Consider the following 18610-nt stretch of genomic DNA (forward strand, 5'->3'; position numbering starts at 1 on the left):
CCGATGGGCTCGTCGGTGCGGTTCGGGGTGCTCGGTCCGCTCGTGGCCGAGGACGCGCGCGGCCCTGTCGACCTCAAGGGGCCCCGGCATCGGGCCGTGCTCGCGAGGCTGCTGATCGCCAGGGGCCGGGTGGTGCCGGTGAGCCGGCTCGTCGACGACCTCTGGGTCAGCCCGCCTGACGGCGCGGTGGGCGCGATCCAGACCTTCGTCGGCGCGTTGCGCAAGGCGCTGGAACCGGATCGGGCCCCGAGGAGGCCCGCGCGCCTGCTGGTCACCGTCCCGCCCGGATACGCCCTGCGCGCGGAGGCCGATGCGGTGGACGCCTGGCGGTTCGAGGCCGGCGTCGCAGCGTCCGGCGAGGCACTGGCCCGAGGTGCCGCGCGTACCGCGTTGACCACTGTGGACGAGGCGCTGGCGTGGTGGCGCGGGCCGGCCTACGCCGGGTTCGCCGACGAGCCGTGGGCGCGGGGCGAGGTGACGAGACTCGGCGAGCTGCGGCTGCTCGCGGTCGAACGGAGGGCGCAGGCACTGCTTGATCTTGGCCGGGGAGCCGAAGCGGTGCCCGAGCTGGAGGTCCACGTCGACGCTCGGCCCTGGCGCGAGGAGGGGTGGCGGTTGCTCGCGCTGGCCCGGTACCGCGCCGGACGCCAGGGCGACGCGCTGGAGACCCTGCGCCGCGCCCGTGCGGTGCTGGCCGGGGAGCTGGGCGTGGACCCCGGGCCGGCGCTGCGCCGCCTGGAGTCCGACATTCTCACCCAGGCGCCCCAGCTGGACCCGGCACCTCTGGTGCGGACGCAGGCCCTGGTCGGCCGCGCCGCCGAGCTGGCCGGGCTCGCCGCCGCGGCGGACGCCGCCGTCGCGCGGGGACGGCTGGGGCTCGCCCTCGTGTCCGGCGAGGCGGGCGCGGGCAAGACCGCGCTCGCCGAGGCGCTGAGCGCGCGGCTCGCGGCACGGGGCTGGGGCACCGCGTGGGGCGCGAGCCTGGAGCAGGACGGTGCACCGGCCGCGTGGCCGTGGACCCGGATCCTCACCGAGCTGGCGGGAGCGGGGCCCGCGCCCGCCGAGCCCGAACCCGGTACCGACCCGGCGGCCGCGCGGTTCCAGCGGCACCGCCTCGTCGCGGAGTTTCTCGGCGCCCACGCCCGGCGCGCGCCGCTGCTGCTCGTGCTCGACGACGTCCACTGGGCCGGTGAGGAGACCCTGGAGCTGCTCGCGGCGCTCGTCGCCGATCCCGTTCCGGCGCCGGTGCTCGTCGTGGCGACCTATCGCACCACGGAGTCCTCGCCGCCGCTGACCGCGCTGCTCGGCCGCCTCGCCCGTGCGGAGCCCACGCGCGTGTACCTGGGTGGGCTGCCAGCCGGGGAGCTGCGCGGCCTGGTCCGCGCCACCACGGGCCGGGACATCGACGCCGTCACCGCCGGTGTGCTGCACGAGCGCACGGGCGGCAACCCGTTCTTCGTCAGGGAACTCGCGCGCCTGCTCGACAGTGAGGGCGGGCTGTCCGGGGTGCCTGCCGGGGTGCGCGACGTGGTCCGGTACCGCCTGGACACGCTGCCCGAGCGCGTGCGGACGGTGCTGAGGGAGGCCGCGGTGGTGGGCACGGACGTCACACTGGAGCTGCTGTCCGGCGACGACGTGCTCGACGCCGCCGAGCTGGCCGCGGGGGCGGGGTTTCTCGTCGAGCACGAGCCGGGGCGATTCCGGTTCGCCCACGCGCTGGTGCGCGACACCCTTTATGCGGACCTGTCCGGGTCGCGCCGGGCCCGCCTGCACGCGGCGATCGCCGGGCGGCTCGAACGGCTCCATCCCGGCGATGTCGCCGCACTGGCCCACCACCACGTCCTCGCCGGTGCCGCCGTCAGCGCGGAGCGCGCCGTCCGGTACACGCGAGCGGCGGCCGAACAGGCCGAGCGGCGCTTCGCCCCGCACGAGGCGGCCCGGCTGTGGCGGGCCGCGCTCGCTGCCGACGACCGCGCGGGCGATGGCGACGTCCGGCGACGCCTCGATCTGATCATGGGACTGGTGCGTGCGCAGGCCGTCACCGGCGGGCTCAGCGAGGCCCGCGTGCACCGGGCCGAGGCGCTCACGCTCGCCGAGCGGCTCGGCGACCCCGTGCTCACCGCGCGCGTGCTGGGTGCCTTCGACGTGCCGGCGATCTGGACGGAGCCCGACGACCCCGCCCTCGCGCGGCGCATCGCCGAGGTCGCCGAGCGTACGCTCGCGGCGTTGCCCCCGGAGGAGGCCGCGCTGCGCGGTCGCCTGCTCGCGACGCTCGCGCTGGAGCTGCGCAACGCCGGCGGCGACCGCGCGCGGGAGGCGGCCGAGCGGGCCGAGTCCATCGCCCGAGGGCTGGCCGACCCCGCACTGCTGGCGTTCGCGCTCAACGCCCGGTTCATGCAGTCCTTCGACCGCGCCGGGCTCGCGCCCGAGCGGGTGCGGATCGGCGCCGAGCTGGTGGAGCTGGCGACCGCGAACGCGCTGCCGACCTTCGAGGTGCTCGGCCACCTCGTGCTCGTGCAGGCCCACTCGGCGCTCGCCGACTTCGGCGCCGCCGACCGGCACGCCGAGGCGGCCGCGCGGCTCGGCGACGACCACGCCATCCCGCTCGTCGGCGTGTTCACGCAGTGGTACGAGGCGTTGCGGACCGCGGTGACGGGCGCGCCCGGCGCCGCGGACGCCGCCTACCGCGTGGCCGCCACGCGGCTGACCGGCACGGGAATGTCCGGAGTGGACAACGGGATTCTGCCGCTCGCGCTGCTCTGCCACCGCCTGCAGCGCGGCGGCTCACCCGATCTCGGCGGGGACACGGACTTCGGCGGCTACACGCCGTGGTGCCTGCCGCTCGTGCTGCTCGCCGAGGGCCGCAGCGCCGAGGCACGGGAGTCGGTGATCCCCGACTCGCCGAGGGACCTGCTCTTCGAAGCGCGGACGTGCCTGCACGCACTGGCCGCGATCCCGCTCGGCGATCACGAGGCCATGGCCCGCCTCTACGCCGAGCTGGAGCCCGCCGCGGGGGAGCTGGCAGGCGCGGGCAGCGGGCTGGTGACGCTCGGCCCGGTCGCGCACCACCTCGGCGACCTCGCCGCCGCGCTCGGCCGCACCGCCGTGGCCGGGAAGCACTACCGGCAGGCGCTCGAGGTCGCCGAGCGGGCCGGCGCGCCGCACTGGGCCGAGGCCGCCCGGAGGCGCTTGAGCTGATCATCGCGTGCTCGAGCCCGGCCGGTCGCTGATGCCACGCGACCTCGGGATCCGCCGCGACCCGAGCGACCACGCCCTCGCCCGCTCACCGCGCGAGTGCACCGCGCCCCTGCCGCCGCTCGTGGCACTCGGCGAGCTGCGGGACGGGTGCGCGGCGCGGGACACGGCCTGCGCCGACGTGTCCGGGCCGCGTCCGCGAAGCTCGTCTGGCCACAGTGGACCAGCTGGTCACCTCACCGGCCTGAGCGCAGGACCTCGCGGAGCGCGTCCAGCACGGCGGGGTCCTCTATCGTCGATGGCACCGGAACCTGCTTGCCCTCGACGATGCCCCGCATGCTCGCCCGCAGGATCTTGCCCGACCGCGTCTTCGGCAGCGCGTCGACGATGGACACCTGCCGGAACGCGGCCACGGCCCCGATGTCGGCACGCACCGCGGCCACCAGCTCCTCGCGCAGCGCTTCCTCCCGCACCTCGGCGCCGGCCTTGAGCACCACGAACCCGCGTGGCAGCTGCCCCTTCAGCTCGTCGGGCACCCCGATCACCGCGCATTCGGCGACCGCGGGGTGCGCCGCCAGCACGGCCTCCATCGCACCGGTCGACAGCCGGTGCCCGGCCACGTTGATCACGTCGTCGGTGCGGCCCATGACGAACAGGTAGCCGTCCTCGTCGAGGTAGCCGCCATCGCCCGTCAGGTAGTAGCCGTCGTAGCGCGACAGGTACGACGCGACGAACCGGTCGTCGTCACCCCACAGCGTCGGCAGCGTGCCCGGCGGCAACGGCAGCCGCAGGCAGATCGCGCCCTCCGAGCCCGAGGGCAGCTCCTCGCCGTCCTGGTCCAGGATGCGCACGTCGTAGCCCGGCATCGGCACCGACGGCGAACCAGGCTTGATCGGCAGCGGGGACAGCCCACGCGGGTTCGCGGCCACCGCCCACCCGGTCTCGGTCTGCCACCAGTGGTCCACCACCGGCACGCCGAGCGACTTCCCGGCCCAGTGGTGGGTCTCCGGATCGAGCCGTTCCCCGGCGAGGAAGAGCGTGCGCAGGCTCGACAGGTCGTACTTCGCCACCTCGCGGGCCTCGGGATCCACCCGCTTGATCGCTCGCATCGCGGTGGGCGCGGTGAACAGCGCCTTCACGCCGTACTGCTCGATCACCCGCCAGAACGCGCCCGCGTCGGGCGTGCCGACGGGCTTGCCCTCGTACAGCACCGTGGTGGCGCCTGCCAGCAGCGGCCCGTAGACGATGTAGGAGTGGCCGACCACCCAGCCCACGTCCGACGCGGTCCACCACACGTCGCCGGGGCCGATGTCGTAGATGTTGGCCATGCTCCAGGCCAGCGCGACCGCGTGCCCGCCGTTGTCCCGCACCACGCCCTTCGGCTTGCCCGTGGTGCCGGAGGTGTAGAGCACGTACAGCGGATCGGTCGCGGCCACCGGCACGCACTCGGCCGGCTGTGCCGAGGCCAGCAGATCGTTCCAGTCGTGGTCGTGCTCGCCGAGTTCGGCACGCAGCCGCTCGCGCTGGAACACCACCACCGACGGCCTCGGCCCGCCCGCGGCCGCGATCGCCTCGTCCACGATGGGCTTGTAGGGGATCACGCGCGTCGGCTCCACGCCGCACGAGCCGCACACCACCACTTTCGGTGCCACGTCGGCGATCCGCACCGCCAGCTCCTTCGGCGCGAACCCGCCGAAGACCACCGAGTGCACGGCACCGAGGCGCGCGCAGGCGAGCATCGCGATCACCGCCTGCGGCACCATCGGCAGATAGATCACCACGCGGTCGCCCTTGCCGACGCCGAGCCCGCGCAGCGCACCGGCGAAGCGCGCGACCTCGTTCAGCAGCTCGGCGTAGGTGTAGCGCGCGGTCTCGCCGGTGACGGGGGAGTCGTGGACGAGCGCGAGCCGGTCGCCGTTTCCTGCCGCCACGTGCCGGTCGAGCGCGTTGTGACAGGTGTTGAGCTCCCCGTCGGGGAACCACCGGTAGAACGGAGGGCGGCTGTCGTCGAGCGCCCTGCCGGGTCGCCGAGACCACACGACCGCCCCGGCCGCCGACAGCCAGAACCCCTCCGGATCCCTCAGGCTCTCCGCGTAGACGTCGGCGTAGCCGCCCATGTCCGTTCTCTCCGTTCGCCTCAGTGGTCCAGCTCGGTCAGTTCTTCGTCGGTGAGCAGCCGGGACCGGATCAGGAACCGCACACCCTCGGGGGCCTCCAGGGAGAACCCGCTGCCCCGGCCCGCTACGACGTCGATGGTCAGGTGGGTGTGCTTCCAGTACTCGAACTGCGCCGCCGACATCCACACCGGCACCGGCGAGGGCACCCCGGCGACGTCGAGGTCGCCGAGGTGCACGTCGGAACCGCCGGTGCGGAACTCGCCCGCCGGGTAGCACATCGGCGCGCTACCGTCGCAGCAGCCGCCGGACTGGTGGAACATCAGCGGCCCGTGGTCGGCGGCGAGGCGCCGCAGCAACGCCGCGGCGTCCTCGGTGAGAGCCACCCGGTTCACGGCCATGATCAGAAGAAGCCCTGCGCGTTGGGGGAGTAGGACACGAGCAGGTTCTTCGTCTGCTGGTAGTGGTCCAGCATCATCTTGTGGTTCTCGCGGCCGATGCCGGACTGCTTGTAGCCGCCGAACGCGGCGTGCGCCGGGTAGGCGTGGTAGCAGTTCGTCCACACGCGACCGGCCTGGATGTCGCGGCCCGCGCGGTAGGCGGTGCTGCCGTCGCGCGACCAGACACCGGCACCGAGCCCGTACAGGGTGTCGTTGGCGATCTTGATGGCGTCGTCGTAGTCGTCGAACTTCGCCACCGACACCACCGGGCCGAAGATCTCCTCCTGGAAGATCCGCATCTTGTTGTCGCCCTCGAAAACGGTCGGCTGGATGTAGTATCCGCCGGACAGCTCGCCGCCGAGGTCGGCCTTCTCCCCACCGGTGAGGACCTTCGCGCCCTCCTGCCTGCCGATGTCGATGTAGGAGAGGATCTTCTCGAACTGGTCGTTGGATGCCTGCGCGCCGATCATGGTGTCGGTGTCGAGCGGGTGGCCCTGCTTGATCTTGCCGACGCGGGTGACGGCGTCGCCGACGAACCGGTCGTAGATCGAGGACTGCACCAGTGCGCGCGACGGGCACGTGCACACCTCGCCCTGGTTCAGCGCGAACATCGCGAAGCCCTCCTGCGCCTTGTCGTAGAAGGCGTCCTGGGCGGAGGCGACGTCGGCGAAGAAGATGTTCGGGCTCTTGCCGCCGAGCTCCAGCGTCACCGGGATGATGTTCTCGCTGGCGTACTGCATGATCAGCCTGCCGGTGGTGGTCTCACCGGTGAACGCGACCTTGCGGATGTCCTTGTGCTGGGCGAGTGGCTTGCCCGCCTCCACGCCGAAGCCGTTGACGACGTTGACCACGCCGGGCGGCAGCAGGTCGGCGATCAGCCCGATCAGCACGTGGATCGACGCGGGGGTCTGCTCTGCGGGCTTGAGCACCACGCAGTTGCCCGCGGCCAGCGCGGGCGCGAGCTTCCACGTCGCCATGAGGATCGGGAAGTTCCACGGGATGATCTGGCCGACCACGCCCAGCGGCTCGTGCAGGTGGTAGGCGACGGTGTCGGCGTCGATCTGCGAGATCGCGCCCTCCTGCGCCCTGATGGCGCCGGCGAAGTAGCGGAAGTGGTCGATCGCCAGCGGGATGTCGGCGGCCAGCGTCTCGCGCACCGGCTTGCCGTTCTCCCACGATTCGGCGACCGCGAGCTTCTCGAGGTTCTGCTCCATCCGGTCGGCGATCTTGTTCAGCACCGCCGCGCGCTCGGCGGGCGCGGTGCGGCCCCACGCCGCGGCGGCTCCGTTCGCGGCGGCGACGGCACGGTCGACGTCCTCGGCGGTGCCCCTGGCGATCTCCGTGAACGTCGTGCCGGTGACCGGGGTGGGGTTCTCGAAGTAGGCGCCCTTGGCCGGCGCCACGTACTCCCCGCCGATGAAGTGGTCGTAGCGCGGTTCGAAGGCGACGACACTGCCGGCTTCGCCCGGCGCCGCGTACTTCGTCATGTGGCAACCCTCCTGTTGGTGATCGGCGCGTGCTTCCTCGGCGCACCGGCAGCCAACGTAGGTAACGCGACGTTGCAGTGTCGTTGCACGAGGTCGTCGCCGCAGGTGGGCCGTAGGTGGGAGTTGCCTTGCAGAACGAGGGGACGCCCGGCATGCTGCCTGCTGGACCGGAGCGTTCGTTTCGCCTATGTTCCGGCCGAGCAGCCCTCGTCGACGTTGCCGTGGAGTGCCGATGAAAGCCGAGACCGTGAACACCGCGGGCCCCGCGACAACCCTGAGCCTGTCAGCGGATCCGCCGGCGCAGTTCGCGTTGCTGCAGGAGGTCAGAGAGGCCACGCTCAGTGGCAGCCGTCCGCCCGCATCACCCCGTTCGGTGATTTCCGAGTCCTGGCAACGGTCACTCGCAGCGCACATCGACCCGGAGGACTACCGACCTCCGGTCGTCTACCAGCCCGACGAACTGGCCGACGTGCGCTCCGCGCACCCGCTGCAGGCCGTGTTGCCACCGCTTCGGGAACTGCTGGTCAGCATCGCGGACGAGTCCCAGCACGTCATGATCGTCACCGACGCCGAGGGCACCATCCTGTGGCGCGAGGGACCCGCCGGGTTGTGCGCGCAGGCGGACCCGGTCGGGTTGTGTGAGGGCACTCGCTGGGCCGAGGAGTCGATCGGCACCAACGCGATGGGCACGGCGCTCGCGTTGGACGCCCCCGTGCAGATCTACTCCGCCGAGCACCTCGTGCGGACCTACCACACGTGGACGTGCGCGGCGGCGCCGATCCACGACCCCGACACCGGCGCCGTGCTCGGCGCGATCGACATCAGCGGCCTGCTCGACGCGCTGCACCCGGCCACGGTCTCGCTGGTCAACGCCACCGCCCAGCTCGCGGAGAACCACCTGCGGCGACGGATGGAGCTGCTGGACGAGCAGCTGCTGACCAGGAACATGCCGCACCTGGCGCGGCTGCGCGGCGAGCCCGGCGCGCTGCTCACCCCGACCGGGCGCGTGATCGCCGCCGAGCGGCTCGGGCACTGGCCCAAGCGCGTCGCGGTGGGCCACGGCAGCGACCGGATCCTGCTCGACGACGGCAGGGAGGCGAGGCTGGAGCCGCTGCCGGAGGGCTACCTCCTGCGCGTGAAGCCGCCCTCGACCACCCGCAGGCCCACCCTGACGCTGACGTTCCTCGGCGACAACCCCGTCGCTGTGATCAACGGCAGGGAGCTGCCGCTCACGCTGCGGCGGGCGGAGATCCTCGCGCTGCTCGCCCTGCACCCGGCGGGGCTCACCGCCGAGCAGCTCGCGCTGCAGCTCTACGGCGACGACGGCAACCCGACCACCGTGCGCGCCGAGATCCACCGCCTGCGCACGCAGCTCGGGGCGCAGGCCATGCGCGCCAAGCCCTACCAGCTGTGCGCCGACGTCGACGCCGACTTCCTGACCGTGCGCACCGCGCTGCGCGAGGGCGATGTCGCGGCCGCCGCGGCGGCGTGCCCCGCGCCGTTGCTCGCCCGCTCCGACGCGCCCGCGATCCGCGCGGAGCGCGACCAGCTGGTGGCGGCGCTGCGGTCGGCCGTGCTGGACCACCGCGACCTCGACGCACTGTGGGCGTTCGGGCAGAGCGAGACCGGGCAGTACGACGCCGAGGTCTTCGACCGGCTCGCGCGCGAGCTGCCCTCGGGCGATCCCCGCGCCTCGGTGGCGCTGGCCAGGCTGGAGTGGCTGCTCGCCGAGGACTGAGCCTCCGGACTCAGCTCAGCGGCGGGGGCGCGCTGCGGTAGGCGGGGGGAGTGGCCGACAGTCCGATCGGGTTGCGCGTGAGGCGCGCGGCGGTGCCGTCGTCGCGCGGGATGCTGACGATCGGGTCCAAGCCTAGGTCCGCGGCGAGCCGGAACGCGCCGGCGAGGTCGTTGACCACCCCTGCGGGCACCCGCGCCGCGCTGAGCTCCTTGGCCCAGTCGGCGGCTGGCCGCTCCGCGAGCAGGCGCACCAGCTCGGCGCGCAGTGTCTCGCGGTTCTCCACGCGCGCGGTGTTGGTGGCGTAGCGCGGGTCCTCGGCCAGCCCGGCCGCGCCGAGCCGCTCGCACAGCACCCCGAACTGCCGGTCGTTGCCGACCGCGAGCACCAGGTCCCCCTCACCGCACGGCAGCACCTCGTAGGGGGCGACGCTCGGGTGCGCGTTGCCCATCCGCGCCGGAACCACCCCGCCCGCCGTGTAACCGGTGCCCTGGTTGACGAGTGCGGCCAGCAGCGACGACAGCAGGTTGATCTCCACGCGCTGGCCCTCACCGGTGGCGTCGCGATGGCGCACGGCGGCGAGCATCCCGACGGTGGCGAACAGGCCGGCGAACACGTCGACCACGGCCACCCCGACCTTCTGCGGCTCGCCGTCCGGGCTGCCCGTGATGCTCATCAGCCCGCCCAGCGCCTGGATGAGCAGGTCGTAGCCGGGCAGCTCGGCGCCCCGGTCGCGGCCGAAGCCCGTGATCGAGCAGTAGACGAGCCCGGGGTTGTCCGCGCGCAGGTCGTCGTAGCCGAGCCCCAGCCGCTCCATGAGGCCGGGCCGGAAGTTCTCCACCACGACGTCGGCCTCGCGGGCGAGTGCGCGGGCCCGCTCCAGATCGGCCTCGCCGGTGAGGTCGAGGGTGATGCTCTCCTTGTTGCGGTTGACCGACTGGAAGTAGGTGGCCTGGCCGCTCTCGTCGAAGGGCGGACCCCAGCCGCGCGTGTCGTCGCCGGTGCCCGGACGTTCGATCTTGGTCACGGTGGCGCCGAGGTCGGCGAGCAGCATCGTGGCGAACGGCCCGGCCAGCACGCGGGAGAAGTCGACGACGCGCAGGTCGCCCAGTGACGAGCTCATGGGTGCGAATCCCCTCGTTTAGATTTTCGAAAATCGAAGCTATGGTCTCGCCAGGACCACGTCAAGGAGAATCAGCACGATGCCCAGTCACCGCAGCGCCGCCGCACTCGACCCGCGCGACTTCCTCGCGATCGACCACCTGCTCTCGGACGAGGAGCGCGACATCCGCGATGTCGTGCGGTCCTTCGTCCGCGACAACGTCGTCCCGAACGTGGGCGAGTGGTTCGAGGAGGGCCGGATTCCCCGTGAACTGCCGCGTGAGCTGGGCAAGCTCGGCGTGCTCGGCATGCACCTCGACGGCTACGGCTGCGCAGGGGCCAGCGCGACCGCCTACGGCCTCGCGTGCCTGGAACTGGAGGCGGGCGACAGTGGCGTGCGCAGCCTCGTGTCGGTGCAGGGCTCGCTCGCGATGTACGCGATCCACCGCTGGGGCTCCGAGGAGCAGAAGCAGGAGTGGCTGCCGCGCATGGCGGCGGGGGAGGCCGTGGGCTGCTTCGGCCTGACCGAGCCCGACTCCGGCTCCGACCCCGGTTCGATGCGCACCTACGCCCGCCGCGACGGCGACGACTGGATCCTGCGCGGCCAGAAGATGTGGATCACCAACGGCTCCCTCGCCGATGTCGCCGTGGTGTGGGCCAGCACCGACGAGGGCGTGCGCGGTTTCGTGGTCCCGAAGGGCACCAAGGGTTTCACGACGCAGGACATCCACAGCAAGATGTCGCTGCGCGCGTCGGTGACCTCCGAGCTGATCCTCGACGAGGTGCGCCTGCCCTCCTCGGCGATGCTGCCGGGCGCGACGTCGCTGCGCGGACCGCTGTCGTGCCTCAACGAGGCGCGTTACGGCATCGTGTGGGGCGCCGCCGGTGCCGCGCGCGCGTGCTACGAGGCCGCGCTCGACTACAGCACCACGCGCGTGCAGTTCGGCAAGCCCATCGCCTCGTTCCAGCTGCAGCAGCAGAAGCTCGCGAACATGGCACTGGAGGTGAACCGCGCGACGCTGCTGGCACTGCACCTCGGCCGGATGAAGGACGAGGGCAGGCTGCGCCCCGAGCACGTCAGCATGGGCAAGCTGGGCAACGTCAACGCCGCGCTCGACGTGGCGCGCACGGCGCGGCAGGTGCTCGGCGCCAACGGGATCACGCTGGAGTACCCGGTGATCCGGCACATGAACAACCTGGAGTCGGTGGTGACCTACGAGGGCACCGCGGACGTGCACTCGCTCGTCATCGGCGGTGCCGTCACCGGGATCCAGGCGTTCCGCTGACGAGACACGGATAGGGTCGAGCGGTGAGCACGCGTCAGTCCGGCCCCGGCACCACGGCACAGCACGCGCTGGAGGGCCTGCGCCGGGCCATCATCGCCGGCGACCTCCGGCCGGGCCAGCGGGTCCGGCAGGAGGAGATCGCCGACAACCTCGGCGTGAGCGTCGCGCCGGTGCGCGAGGCGCTGCGGGTGCTGGAGCAGGAGGGCCAGGTCGAGTACCGGCCCCGGCGCGGCTACTTCATCACCGAGCTGTGGGCGAGCGACCTCGCGGAGATCTACGCGCTGCGGCAGCTCCTCGAGGAGCGGGCCGCGCGCAAGGCGCTGCCCACCCTCGACGACGACGCCATCGAGCGGATCGCGCTCGCGGCCCGCGACTGCGCGGAGGCGGCCGAGCGCGGGGATGTCGCGGCGGAGCTCGCCGCCAACCGCCGGTTCCACTTCGGCATGCTGGAGTCGCCGGACCAGGTGCACACGATGCGCCTGATCCGGCTGCTCTGGGACTCCACGGAGTCCTATCGCGCGCTGTACTACAACTCGCCGGAGGAGCGGGCCGAGACGGTGCACGCGCACGACGCGATCCTGGAGGCGGTGCGCCGCCGCGACGCCGACGCGCTCGTCGCGGAGCTGGACGCGCACCGCTCCCGCGCGCTGGAGGTCCTCACGGGCATCCTCGACGGCGACGGCGAGCGGTAGCGTCACGAACCGGACACGAAAACCGCCCGGGTGCAATGCGCCCGCCCCTTCCCGCGTGGGTAGGGGTGGAGGTGGTTCGTGGACGGTCACGGCGTGGCGGCGGACCTCGAGGCGTGGATCGACGTCCACGGCGGTGCCCTGCTGCGCTTCGCCTACCTCCTGACGGCCGACCGCGACCGCGCGGCGGACGCCGTGCAGGACGCGCTGGTGGCGGCCTACCCGAGGTGGGAGCGGATCGTCGCGCACGGTGACCCCGGCGCGTACCTGCGGCGCAGCGTCGTCAACGCCCACACCTCGCGGTGGCGGAGGTCGCTGCGCCGGGAACAGCCCGTTGCCGACGTCGCGGGGCTGGCCGGGCAAATCGACGACCCCGCGGACCGCATCGCCATCGAGGACGCGCTGTGGCTGCTGTGCCGCTCGCTGCCCCGCAAACAGCGCGCGGCCGTGGTCCTGCGCTACTACGAGGGCCGCTCGGACGCGGAGATCGCGGCCACGCTCGACTGTTCGGTCAGCACCGTGCGTTCGCAGATCCACCGTGCGCTCGCGACGTTGCGGACCCGGCTGGCCGATGACGAGGAGGAGGTCAGCTCGCCATGACCGAGCAGGACGACCGGATCGCCGAGGCGCTGACCGGGGCGCTGCGCCGCCACGCCGAGGGGGCACCCTCCTCCGACGGTCTGGCCGAGCGGGTGCTCGCGAGAACGTCCACCCGGCGGACGCGGCGCGGGTTCGGGGCGGTGGCGGCCGTGGTGCTCGCCGTCGTGGTGCTGTCGCTCGGGGCCGTGTTGCTGGCTCAGGACAGGGGCGGCGACCCGGTGGCGGAGCCGGTGCTTCCGCAGGGCTGGCGGTGGGAGTCGTACCGGGGCGTCGCGATCGGGGTACCCACGTCGTGGGGCTACGGGGTTCCCGGCCCGAGCTGGTGCTCGAGGACCCCGGAAGCGGAGCGACCGCCGTTGAGGTCCGGCGCGGTCGGCAGGCCCGCCGGCATGCGGGCGGTCGGCTGCCCTTCGCAGTACCCGCCCCTGGCCGAGCGGGAGCAGTGGCTGACGTTCGAGGACTCCGGAGAGGTGGGCATCCGCGAGTTCGACGGGGGCTGGGTGGAGGAGACGCGGGAGCTCGACGGCGTGTTCGTGACGCTGTTCTCCGCGAACGACGCGTTGCGGGCGCAGGTGCTCGGCACGCTGCGGCCCACGAGCGAGGAGCTCGCCCTCGGGTGCGGACCGATGCATCCCGCCGCGGAGGGCCGCGGCTACCGGCCGGAGCCGGGTGGACCGCTGGCGCCGGGCGAGGTCCGGTCGGTCTCGGTCTGCCGTTACGCCCGCAGCGACGCCGTGCCGAGCGGGCCGCCACTGCTCGCGGCACGCGTGGTGAGCGGTGACGAGGCGCTGCGGCTCGCCTCGGCGGTGCTGACGGCGCCGGAGGGCGCGGGCCCCGACGATCCGGAGAGCTGCGCGCCCGAGTACGACTACGGCCCGGAGCTGATCCTGCTGCACCTGCGTGCCGACGACCGGTCCCAGGAGGTGCTCGTGCGCTACGCGGGCTGCGAGGGCAACGGCACCGACGACGGCACCACCCGCCGCGCCCTCACCGGCGACCTCATGTGGGCCCTCGACGCCCCGCCGACGAGCCCCGGCCAGTTCCAGGTGGTGGTGGCGCAGCTGATGCGCTGACCCCGTGACCCCACCTCATTCGCCGCGGTCGGGTACACGCTGTGTGCGCTACGCGAGCGCTCAGGCCGCGGCCTCCTCGTCGGCCGGGGCCGGCGTGCCGCGCCGCGCCCAGAACGTGGCGAGCAGCGCGCCGGACACGTTGTGCCACACCGAGAACAGCGCGGCCGGCAACGCGGCGAGCGGGGCGAAGTGCGTCGTCGCGAGGCTTGCGGCCAGGCCGGAGTTCTGCATTCCCACCTCGAAACTGACAGCGCGGCCGGCGGACTCGTCGAGGCCGGTGAGCCGGGCGGCGGTGTACCCGAGCAGCAGCCCGGCGCAGTTGTGGGCGATCACCGCGAGCACGAGCAGCAGGCCGCTGGTCAGGATCACGTCGGCGTTGGCGCCGACCACGGCGGCCACCACGAGCAGGATGCCGCCCGACGACACGAGCGGAAGGTACGGCAGCACCCGCGCGACGAGGCGGCCCGCCAGCGCGCGGACCACCACGCCCGCCACGATGGGCAGCAGCACCACCTGGAGGATCGACGAGAACAGGTCGCCGAAGCCGACGGGCAGGTCCGATCCGGCCAGCCACAGCACCAGCAACGGGGTCAGCAGCGGCGCGAGCAGGGTCGACACGGAGGTCAGCGTCACCGACAGTGCCACGTCGCCCCTGGCGAAGTAGACGATCACGTTCGAGGCCGTGCCGCCGGGCGCGGCGCCCACGAGGATCATGCCGATCATCAGCATGCCGCTGAAGCCGAACAGCGAGCCGATGCCCCACGCCGTCAGCGGCATGATCAGGTACTGGGCGAGCAGGCCGATCAGCACGGCGTGCGGACGGCGCAGCACCAGCGCGAAGTCCGCGGCGCGCAGGGTCAGCCCCATGCCGAACATGATCACGCCGAGCAACACGGGCACGTAGCCGGAGAGCTGCGCGGCCTGGTCCGGCACGACCATGCCCGCGAGCGCGCCGAGCAGCACGAGCAGCGCGAACCACCGGCCCGCGAAGTCGGCGACCTTCCTCAAGACACCCCGCTGCTCTGCCATGTCCTCCGCCAGGATCGTTCCGACTGGGCCGGTCGATCACTGTAGGACACGGACGGGTGTGTCCCGCCTCACCCAGCGGGGTACTGGTTCGCGCGCAGCAGCCGCGCCAGGTGCGCGGCGTTGCGGGCAAGGGTCGCGTTGGTGGAGGCCACGGCCTTCGGCGTCTCGTCGAGGTCCTGGTAGTCGGTGGGGTTCATGGCCTCGCTGTTCCAGTAGGTGCCGCCCTGTGCGGGAATGGTGAAGCCGGTGTCGGCGAGCGCCTGGTACAGGTCCGCGGTGATCTTGTGCGCGCCGTCCTCGTTGCCCACCACGGCGGTGACGGCGACCTTGCCGAACATCGACGGCCTGCCCTCGTCGTCGGTCTCCGACAGCTCCGCGTCGAGCCGCTCCAGCACGCGCTGGGCGACGCTGGACATGTGCCCCACCCAGGTCGGCGTCGAGATCAGGAGGATGTCCGCCTCGGCGATCCGCTCGCGTAGCCGTGGCCACTCGTCGCCGTCGCCCATGTCGGGCTCCACGCCGGGCTTGATGTCGTGGTCCACCACGCGCACCACATCACCCTCAACGCCGTGGGACTTCAGCTCGCCGAGCACTTGCTCGGCGATGAGCTGGCTGCTCGAGCGTTCGGTCGACGGTTTTAGGCTGCACGCGAGGGCGAGCGCGCGCAGCGGAGCGTTGGTGGACGTCATGCCGGGCGGGTACCCGGTGCGCCGGCGACTATGCGGGTTCGGGGCGCAGCGGCAGGCGGACCTGGAACCGGGTGTCGCCGGGAACGGACTCCACGCGCAGGTCGCCCCGGTGCTTCTTGACCACGATCCGCCACGAGATGTCCAGCCCGAGTCCGGTGCCCTCGCCGAACGGCTTCGTGGTGAAGAACGGGTCGAAGATCCGGCCGCGGATCTCGGCTGGCACGCCGGGGCCGGTGTCACCGATCTCGACCAGCAGACGGTCGCCGTCGGCGGCCGTGCGCACTGTGAGCATGCCGCTGCCGCCCATCGCCGACACCGCGTTGTCGATCAGATTGGTCCAGACCTGGTTGAGCTCCGCGGCGTAGACGGGGATCGGCGGCAGGTTCCGGTCGTAGTCCTTGACCACGGTGACGCCGTCTCCGATCTTGCGGCCCAGCATGGTGAGCGTGCTGTCGAGCAGCTCGTGCACGTCGACCGTCCTATTAGGAGCGCGGTCGAGCTGGCTGTACTGCTTGGCCGCGCCGACGAGGCTGGAGACCCGCGTGGTGGAGTCCTCGATCTCGCTCATCAGCTGCTCGGTCTCGATGGTGTAGTACAGCCAGCGGATGGCGCCCTCCAGATGGCTGGACTCGCCGACGGTCGCGGCGACCTTCTCCAGCCAGTCCGGTCCGAGGCCGGCCGCCACGAACGTCGACGCCATCTCCCAGCCGCCGCCGATGCCGTGGTCGTCGAGCCAGTCGGAGGCGGCGTCCTCGCGGTCGCCCGCTTCGATGGGGCTCAGCGCCGTGGCCTTGGCGGCGTGCTCGACGGCGTCCTCCTGAAGCAGGATCAGCGACTCGAGGGTGGCCCGGTCGAACGGGCCCGCGGCGATGAGCCTCAGCTTGTGCCGCATCGCGGTGACGCGCTCGCGCAGCGCCCCGGTGGCCCGCACCGCCGCGGCGGCCGGGTTGTTCAGCTCGTGGGTGAGCCCCGCCGACAGCGACCCGAGCGCGAGCAGCCGCTCCCGCTGCCCGATGACCTGCTGGGTGTTGTGGAACCCGAAGAACAGGCCCTCCAGCATGTGCACGGCCATCGGGAACCACTCGCGCATCACCGTGGCGAGCTTCTCGGCGTCCAGCACGTAGAACCGGGACGGCTCGGTGACGGTGAGGGTGTTGTTGTAGGTCTGGGGCACACGGTCGCCGAGGTAGGCATGCCACGCCCCGGCGTAGACCCCGCGCTGTGTGGTGCGCTGGATCTCCACCTCGTCGTCGCCGACCTTCCTGGACAGCGCGACGCCGCCCTCGATGAGGACGTAGAAGCACGTGGCCGGGTCGCCCTCGGCGAAGAGGACGCCGGGCTCGACGGCCTTGACGTACCCCTCGTGGCACAGCCGGTCGAGCTGCTCGTCGGTGAGCTTCTCGAACAGAAAAAGGGTGCGCAGCTCTTCGGCGTCGCAGGGCCGCGTGGTCATGGCTTCTCCAGGTAGCGGTGGACGAGTGCGACCGCCATCGCGCCGTCGCCGACGGCGGAGGCGACCCGCTTCATGGAGTCGGCGCGGGCGTCCCCGGCGACGAACACACCGGGCAGGCTGGTCTCGAGGTGGTAGGGGTCGCGGTCGAGCGTCCAGCCTGGTGGCCGTCTGCCGTCGACCACCAGGTCCGGTCCGGAGAGGACGAACCCGGCGTCGTCGCGGGCCACGACGCCGTCGAGCCAGCCGGTGTGGGGGCTGGCGCCGATGAACACGAACAGCCACGACGCGTCGATCGTCTCCACGGCGCCGCTGGGGATGTGCCGCAGCTCGAGCTTGTCGAGGTGCTCGGTGCCGTGTGCCGCCACCACCTCGGTGCACGGGCGGACCGAGACGTTCGGCAGCGTGGCGATCTGCTGGATCAGGTAGTGCGACATCGACGCCTCCAGCGACGGGCCGCGCACCAGGAGGGTCACCGACCGGGCGTGCTGGGCGAAGTGGACGGCGGCCTGCCCCGCGGAGTTGGCCCCGCCGACGATGTAGACGTCCTCGTTGGCGCAGTTGGCGGCCTCGGTGAGCGCGGAGCCGTAGAACACGCCGCGGCTGGTGAGCTCGCCGCAGCCGGGTGCGCCGAGCTGCCGGTAGGTCACGCCCGTGGCGAGAATGACCGCGTGGGCGTGCAGCTCGGAGCCGTCGGCGAAGCGGACCGACCGTGCGGAGCCGTTGGCCTCGAGGCCGACCGCGTGGCGGGTGGTCAGCACCTCGGCGCCGAACCTGGTGGCCTGCCGGCGCGCGCGGTCGGTGAGCTGCGAGCCGGACACGCCGTCGGGGAAGCCGAGGTAGTTCTCGATGCGGGAGCTCTGCCCGGCCTGACCTCCGGTGGCGGTGCGCTCGACGAGCACGGTGCGCAACCCCTCCGACGCCGCGTAGACGGCCGCGCCGAGCCCCGCCGGCCCGCCGCCGATCACGACGACGTCGTAGAAGTCGGCCGACGGCACCGTCGAGAGCCCGACGCGCTCGGCCAGCTCGGCGTCGCTCGGTTCGATCAGTGTCTCGCCGCCGGGCGCGACCACGACGGGCAGCCGCAGCCCGTCGGTGCCCGCCGCGTCGAGCAGCCGCCTGCCGTCGGGCTCGTCGGCGAGGTACCAGCGGTATGCGATCTGGTTGCGCGCCAGGAAGTCGCGGACCTCGTGCGACCGGGCGGACCAGCGGTGGCCGACCACCCTGGTCTCGGTCACCGGCGTGTGGTCGGCGGTGCGCCACGCGTCGAGCAGTGCGTCGACGACGGGGTAGAGCTTCTCCTCCGGCGGATCCCACGGCTTGAGCAGGTAGTGGTCGAGGTCCACCACGTTGATCGCGTCGATGGCGGCGCCCGTGTCGGCGTAGGCGGTGAGCAGCACGCGCCGCGCGGCGGGGTAGAGGTCCATGGCCTGCTCGAGGAACTCGATCCCCGTCATGCCGGGCATCCGGTAGTCGGCGAGCAGCACGGCCACCTGGTCGCCGCGCAGGATCAGCTCGCGCAGTGCCTCCAGTGCGTGCTCGCCGGACTCGGCCCGCACGATCCGGTGGTGCTCGCCGTAGCGACGGCGCAGGTCCCGTGCCACGGCGCGGGAGATGCTCGGGTCGTCGTCCACGGTCAGCAGGACCGGTCTGAGGCCGGCCAGACTCTGGGTCACGGCGTCGAGTATGCCGCCCATGGGGCATGACCAGAACCGGCTCCGC

General features: G+C 72.7%; 14 protein-coding genes. 6 read left to right on the forward strand and 8 right to left on the reverse strand.

Annotated elements, in window-relative coordinates:
* Positions 1–3 precede the first annotated feature (3 nt).
* Complete coding sequence (locus FCN18_RS08120; protein ID WP_112269445.1) at positions 4–3198, forward strand: BTAD domain-containing putative transcriptional regulator; 3195 nt, start codon at positions 4–6, stop codon at positions 3196–3198.
* A 233-nt stretch (positions 3199–3431) separates the two neighbouring features.
* Here FCN18_RS08120 and FCN18_RS08125 read toward each other — a convergent pair whose 3' ends face one another.
* From FCN18_RS08125 to exaC, 3 genes are read right to left on the reverse strand one after another with little or no spacing between them, the layout of a single operon-like run.
* Positions 3432–5336, reverse strand: coding sequence for a propionyl-CoA synthetase (locus tag FCN18_RS08125; protein ID WP_228713795.1), 1905 nt, complete (start codon positions 5334–5336; stop codon positions 3432–3434).
* On the reverse strand, positions 5333–5710 hold the full coding sequence (locus FCN18_RS08130) for a DUF779 domain-containing protein (protein ID WP_112269449.1): 378 nt from the start codon (positions 5708–5710) through the stop codon (positions 5333–5335). Before FCN18_RS08130 ends, FCN18_RS08125 begins: the two co-directional genes overlap by 4 nt.
* A 2-nt stretch (positions 5711–5712) precedes the next feature.
* Positions 5713–7236: an acetaldehyde dehydrogenase ExaC gene (gene exaC / locus FCN18_RS08135; protein ID WP_137094210.1), complete on the reverse strand. Its 1524-nt coding sequence runs from the start codon at positions 7234–7236 to the stop codon at positions 5713–5715.
* Between the two features lie 232 nt (positions 7237–7468).
* On the opposite strand from exaC, the gene FCN18_RS08140 reads away from it, so the two are divergent.
* Positions 7469–8974 carry a helix-turn-helix domain-containing protein gene (locus FCN18_RS08140; RefSeq protein ID WP_112269453.1) on the forward strand — a complete coding sequence of 502 codons (1506 nt, stop codon included), beginning with the start codon at positions 7469–7471 and terminating at the stop codon, positions 8972–8974.
* Positions 8975–8984: 10 nt separating this feature from the next.
* Here FCN18_RS08140 and FCN18_RS08145 read toward each other — a convergent pair whose 3' ends face one another.
* The gene (locus tag FCN18_RS08145) at positions 8985–10094 is read right to left on the reverse strand and encodes a CaiB/BaiF CoA transferase family protein (RefSeq protein WP_112269455.1); all 1110 of its coding nucleotides are present in this window, start codon (positions 10092–10094) and stop codon (positions 8985–8987) included.
* A 79-nt stretch (positions 10095–10173) separates the two neighbouring features.
* On the opposite strand from FCN18_RS08145, the gene FCN18_RS08150 reads away from it, so the two are divergent.
* The 4 genes from FCN18_RS08150 (at position 10174) to FCN18_RS08165 (ending at position 13720) form a co-directional block, all read left to right on the forward strand.
* Positions 10174–11358 carry an acyl-CoA dehydrogenase family protein gene (locus FCN18_RS08150; protein ID WP_112269457.1) on the forward strand — a complete coding sequence of 395 codons (1185 nt, stop codon included), beginning with the start codon at positions 10174–10176 and terminating at the stop codon, positions 11356–11358.
* Positions 11359–11381: 23 nt separating this feature from the next.
* On the forward strand, positions 11382–12050 hold the full coding sequence (locus tag FCN18_RS08155; RefSeq protein WP_112269459.1) for a GntR family transcriptional regulator: 669 nt from the start codon (positions 11382–11384) through the stop codon (positions 12048–12050).
* Between the two features lie 78 nt (positions 12051–12128).
* On the forward strand, positions 12129–12647 hold the full coding sequence (locus FCN18_RS08160) for a SigE family RNA polymerase sigma factor (RefSeq protein WP_112269461.1): 519 nt from the start codon (positions 12129–12131) through the stop codon (positions 12645–12647).
* A complete protein-coding gene (locus FCN18_RS08165; RefSeq protein WP_113642117.1) occupies positions 12644–13720 on the forward strand; it encodes a hypothetical protein in 1077 nt (358 codons plus the stop codon). Before FCN18_RS08160 ends, FCN18_RS08165 begins: the two co-directional genes overlap by 4 nt.
* A gap of 60 nt (positions 13721–13780) precedes the next feature.
* On the opposite strand, the gene FCN18_RS08170 is transcribed toward FCN18_RS08165, so the two are convergent.
* The 4 genes from FCN18_RS08170 to FCN18_RS08185 form a co-directional block, all read right to left on the reverse strand.
* The gene (locus tag FCN18_RS08170) at positions 13781–14749 is read right to left on the reverse strand and encodes a bile acid:sodium symporter family protein (RefSeq protein WP_112269465.1); all 969 of its coding nucleotides are present in this window, start codon (positions 14747–14749) and stop codon (positions 13781–13783) included.
* A gap of 68 nt (positions 14750–14817) precedes the next feature.
* Positions 14818–15438 carry a flavodoxin family protein gene (locus FCN18_RS08175; protein ID WP_112269467.1) on the reverse strand — a complete coding sequence of 207 codons (621 nt, stop codon included), beginning with the start codon at positions 15436–15438 and terminating at the stop codon, positions 14818–14820.
* 28 nt (positions 15439–15466) lie between these two features.
* Positions 15467–16891 carry an ATP-binding protein gene (locus FCN18_RS08180; protein ID WP_113642116.1) on the reverse strand — a complete coding sequence of 475 codons (1425 nt, stop codon included), beginning with the start codon at positions 16889–16891 and terminating at the stop codon, positions 15467–15469.
* Positions 16888–18564: an FAD-dependent oxidoreductase gene (locus FCN18_RS08185; RefSeq protein ID WP_228713762.1), complete on the reverse strand. Its 1677-nt coding sequence runs from the start codon at positions 18562–18564 to the stop codon at positions 16888–16890. Before FCN18_RS08185 ends, FCN18_RS08180 begins: the two co-directional genes overlap by 4 nt.
* Positions 18565–18610 lie beyond the last annotated feature (46 nt).

Source organism: Prauserella endophytica (assembly GCF_005146945.1).
GTDB lineage: Bacteria > Actinomycetota > Actinomycetes > Mycobacteriales > Pseudonocardiaceae > Prauserella_A > Prauserella_A endophytica.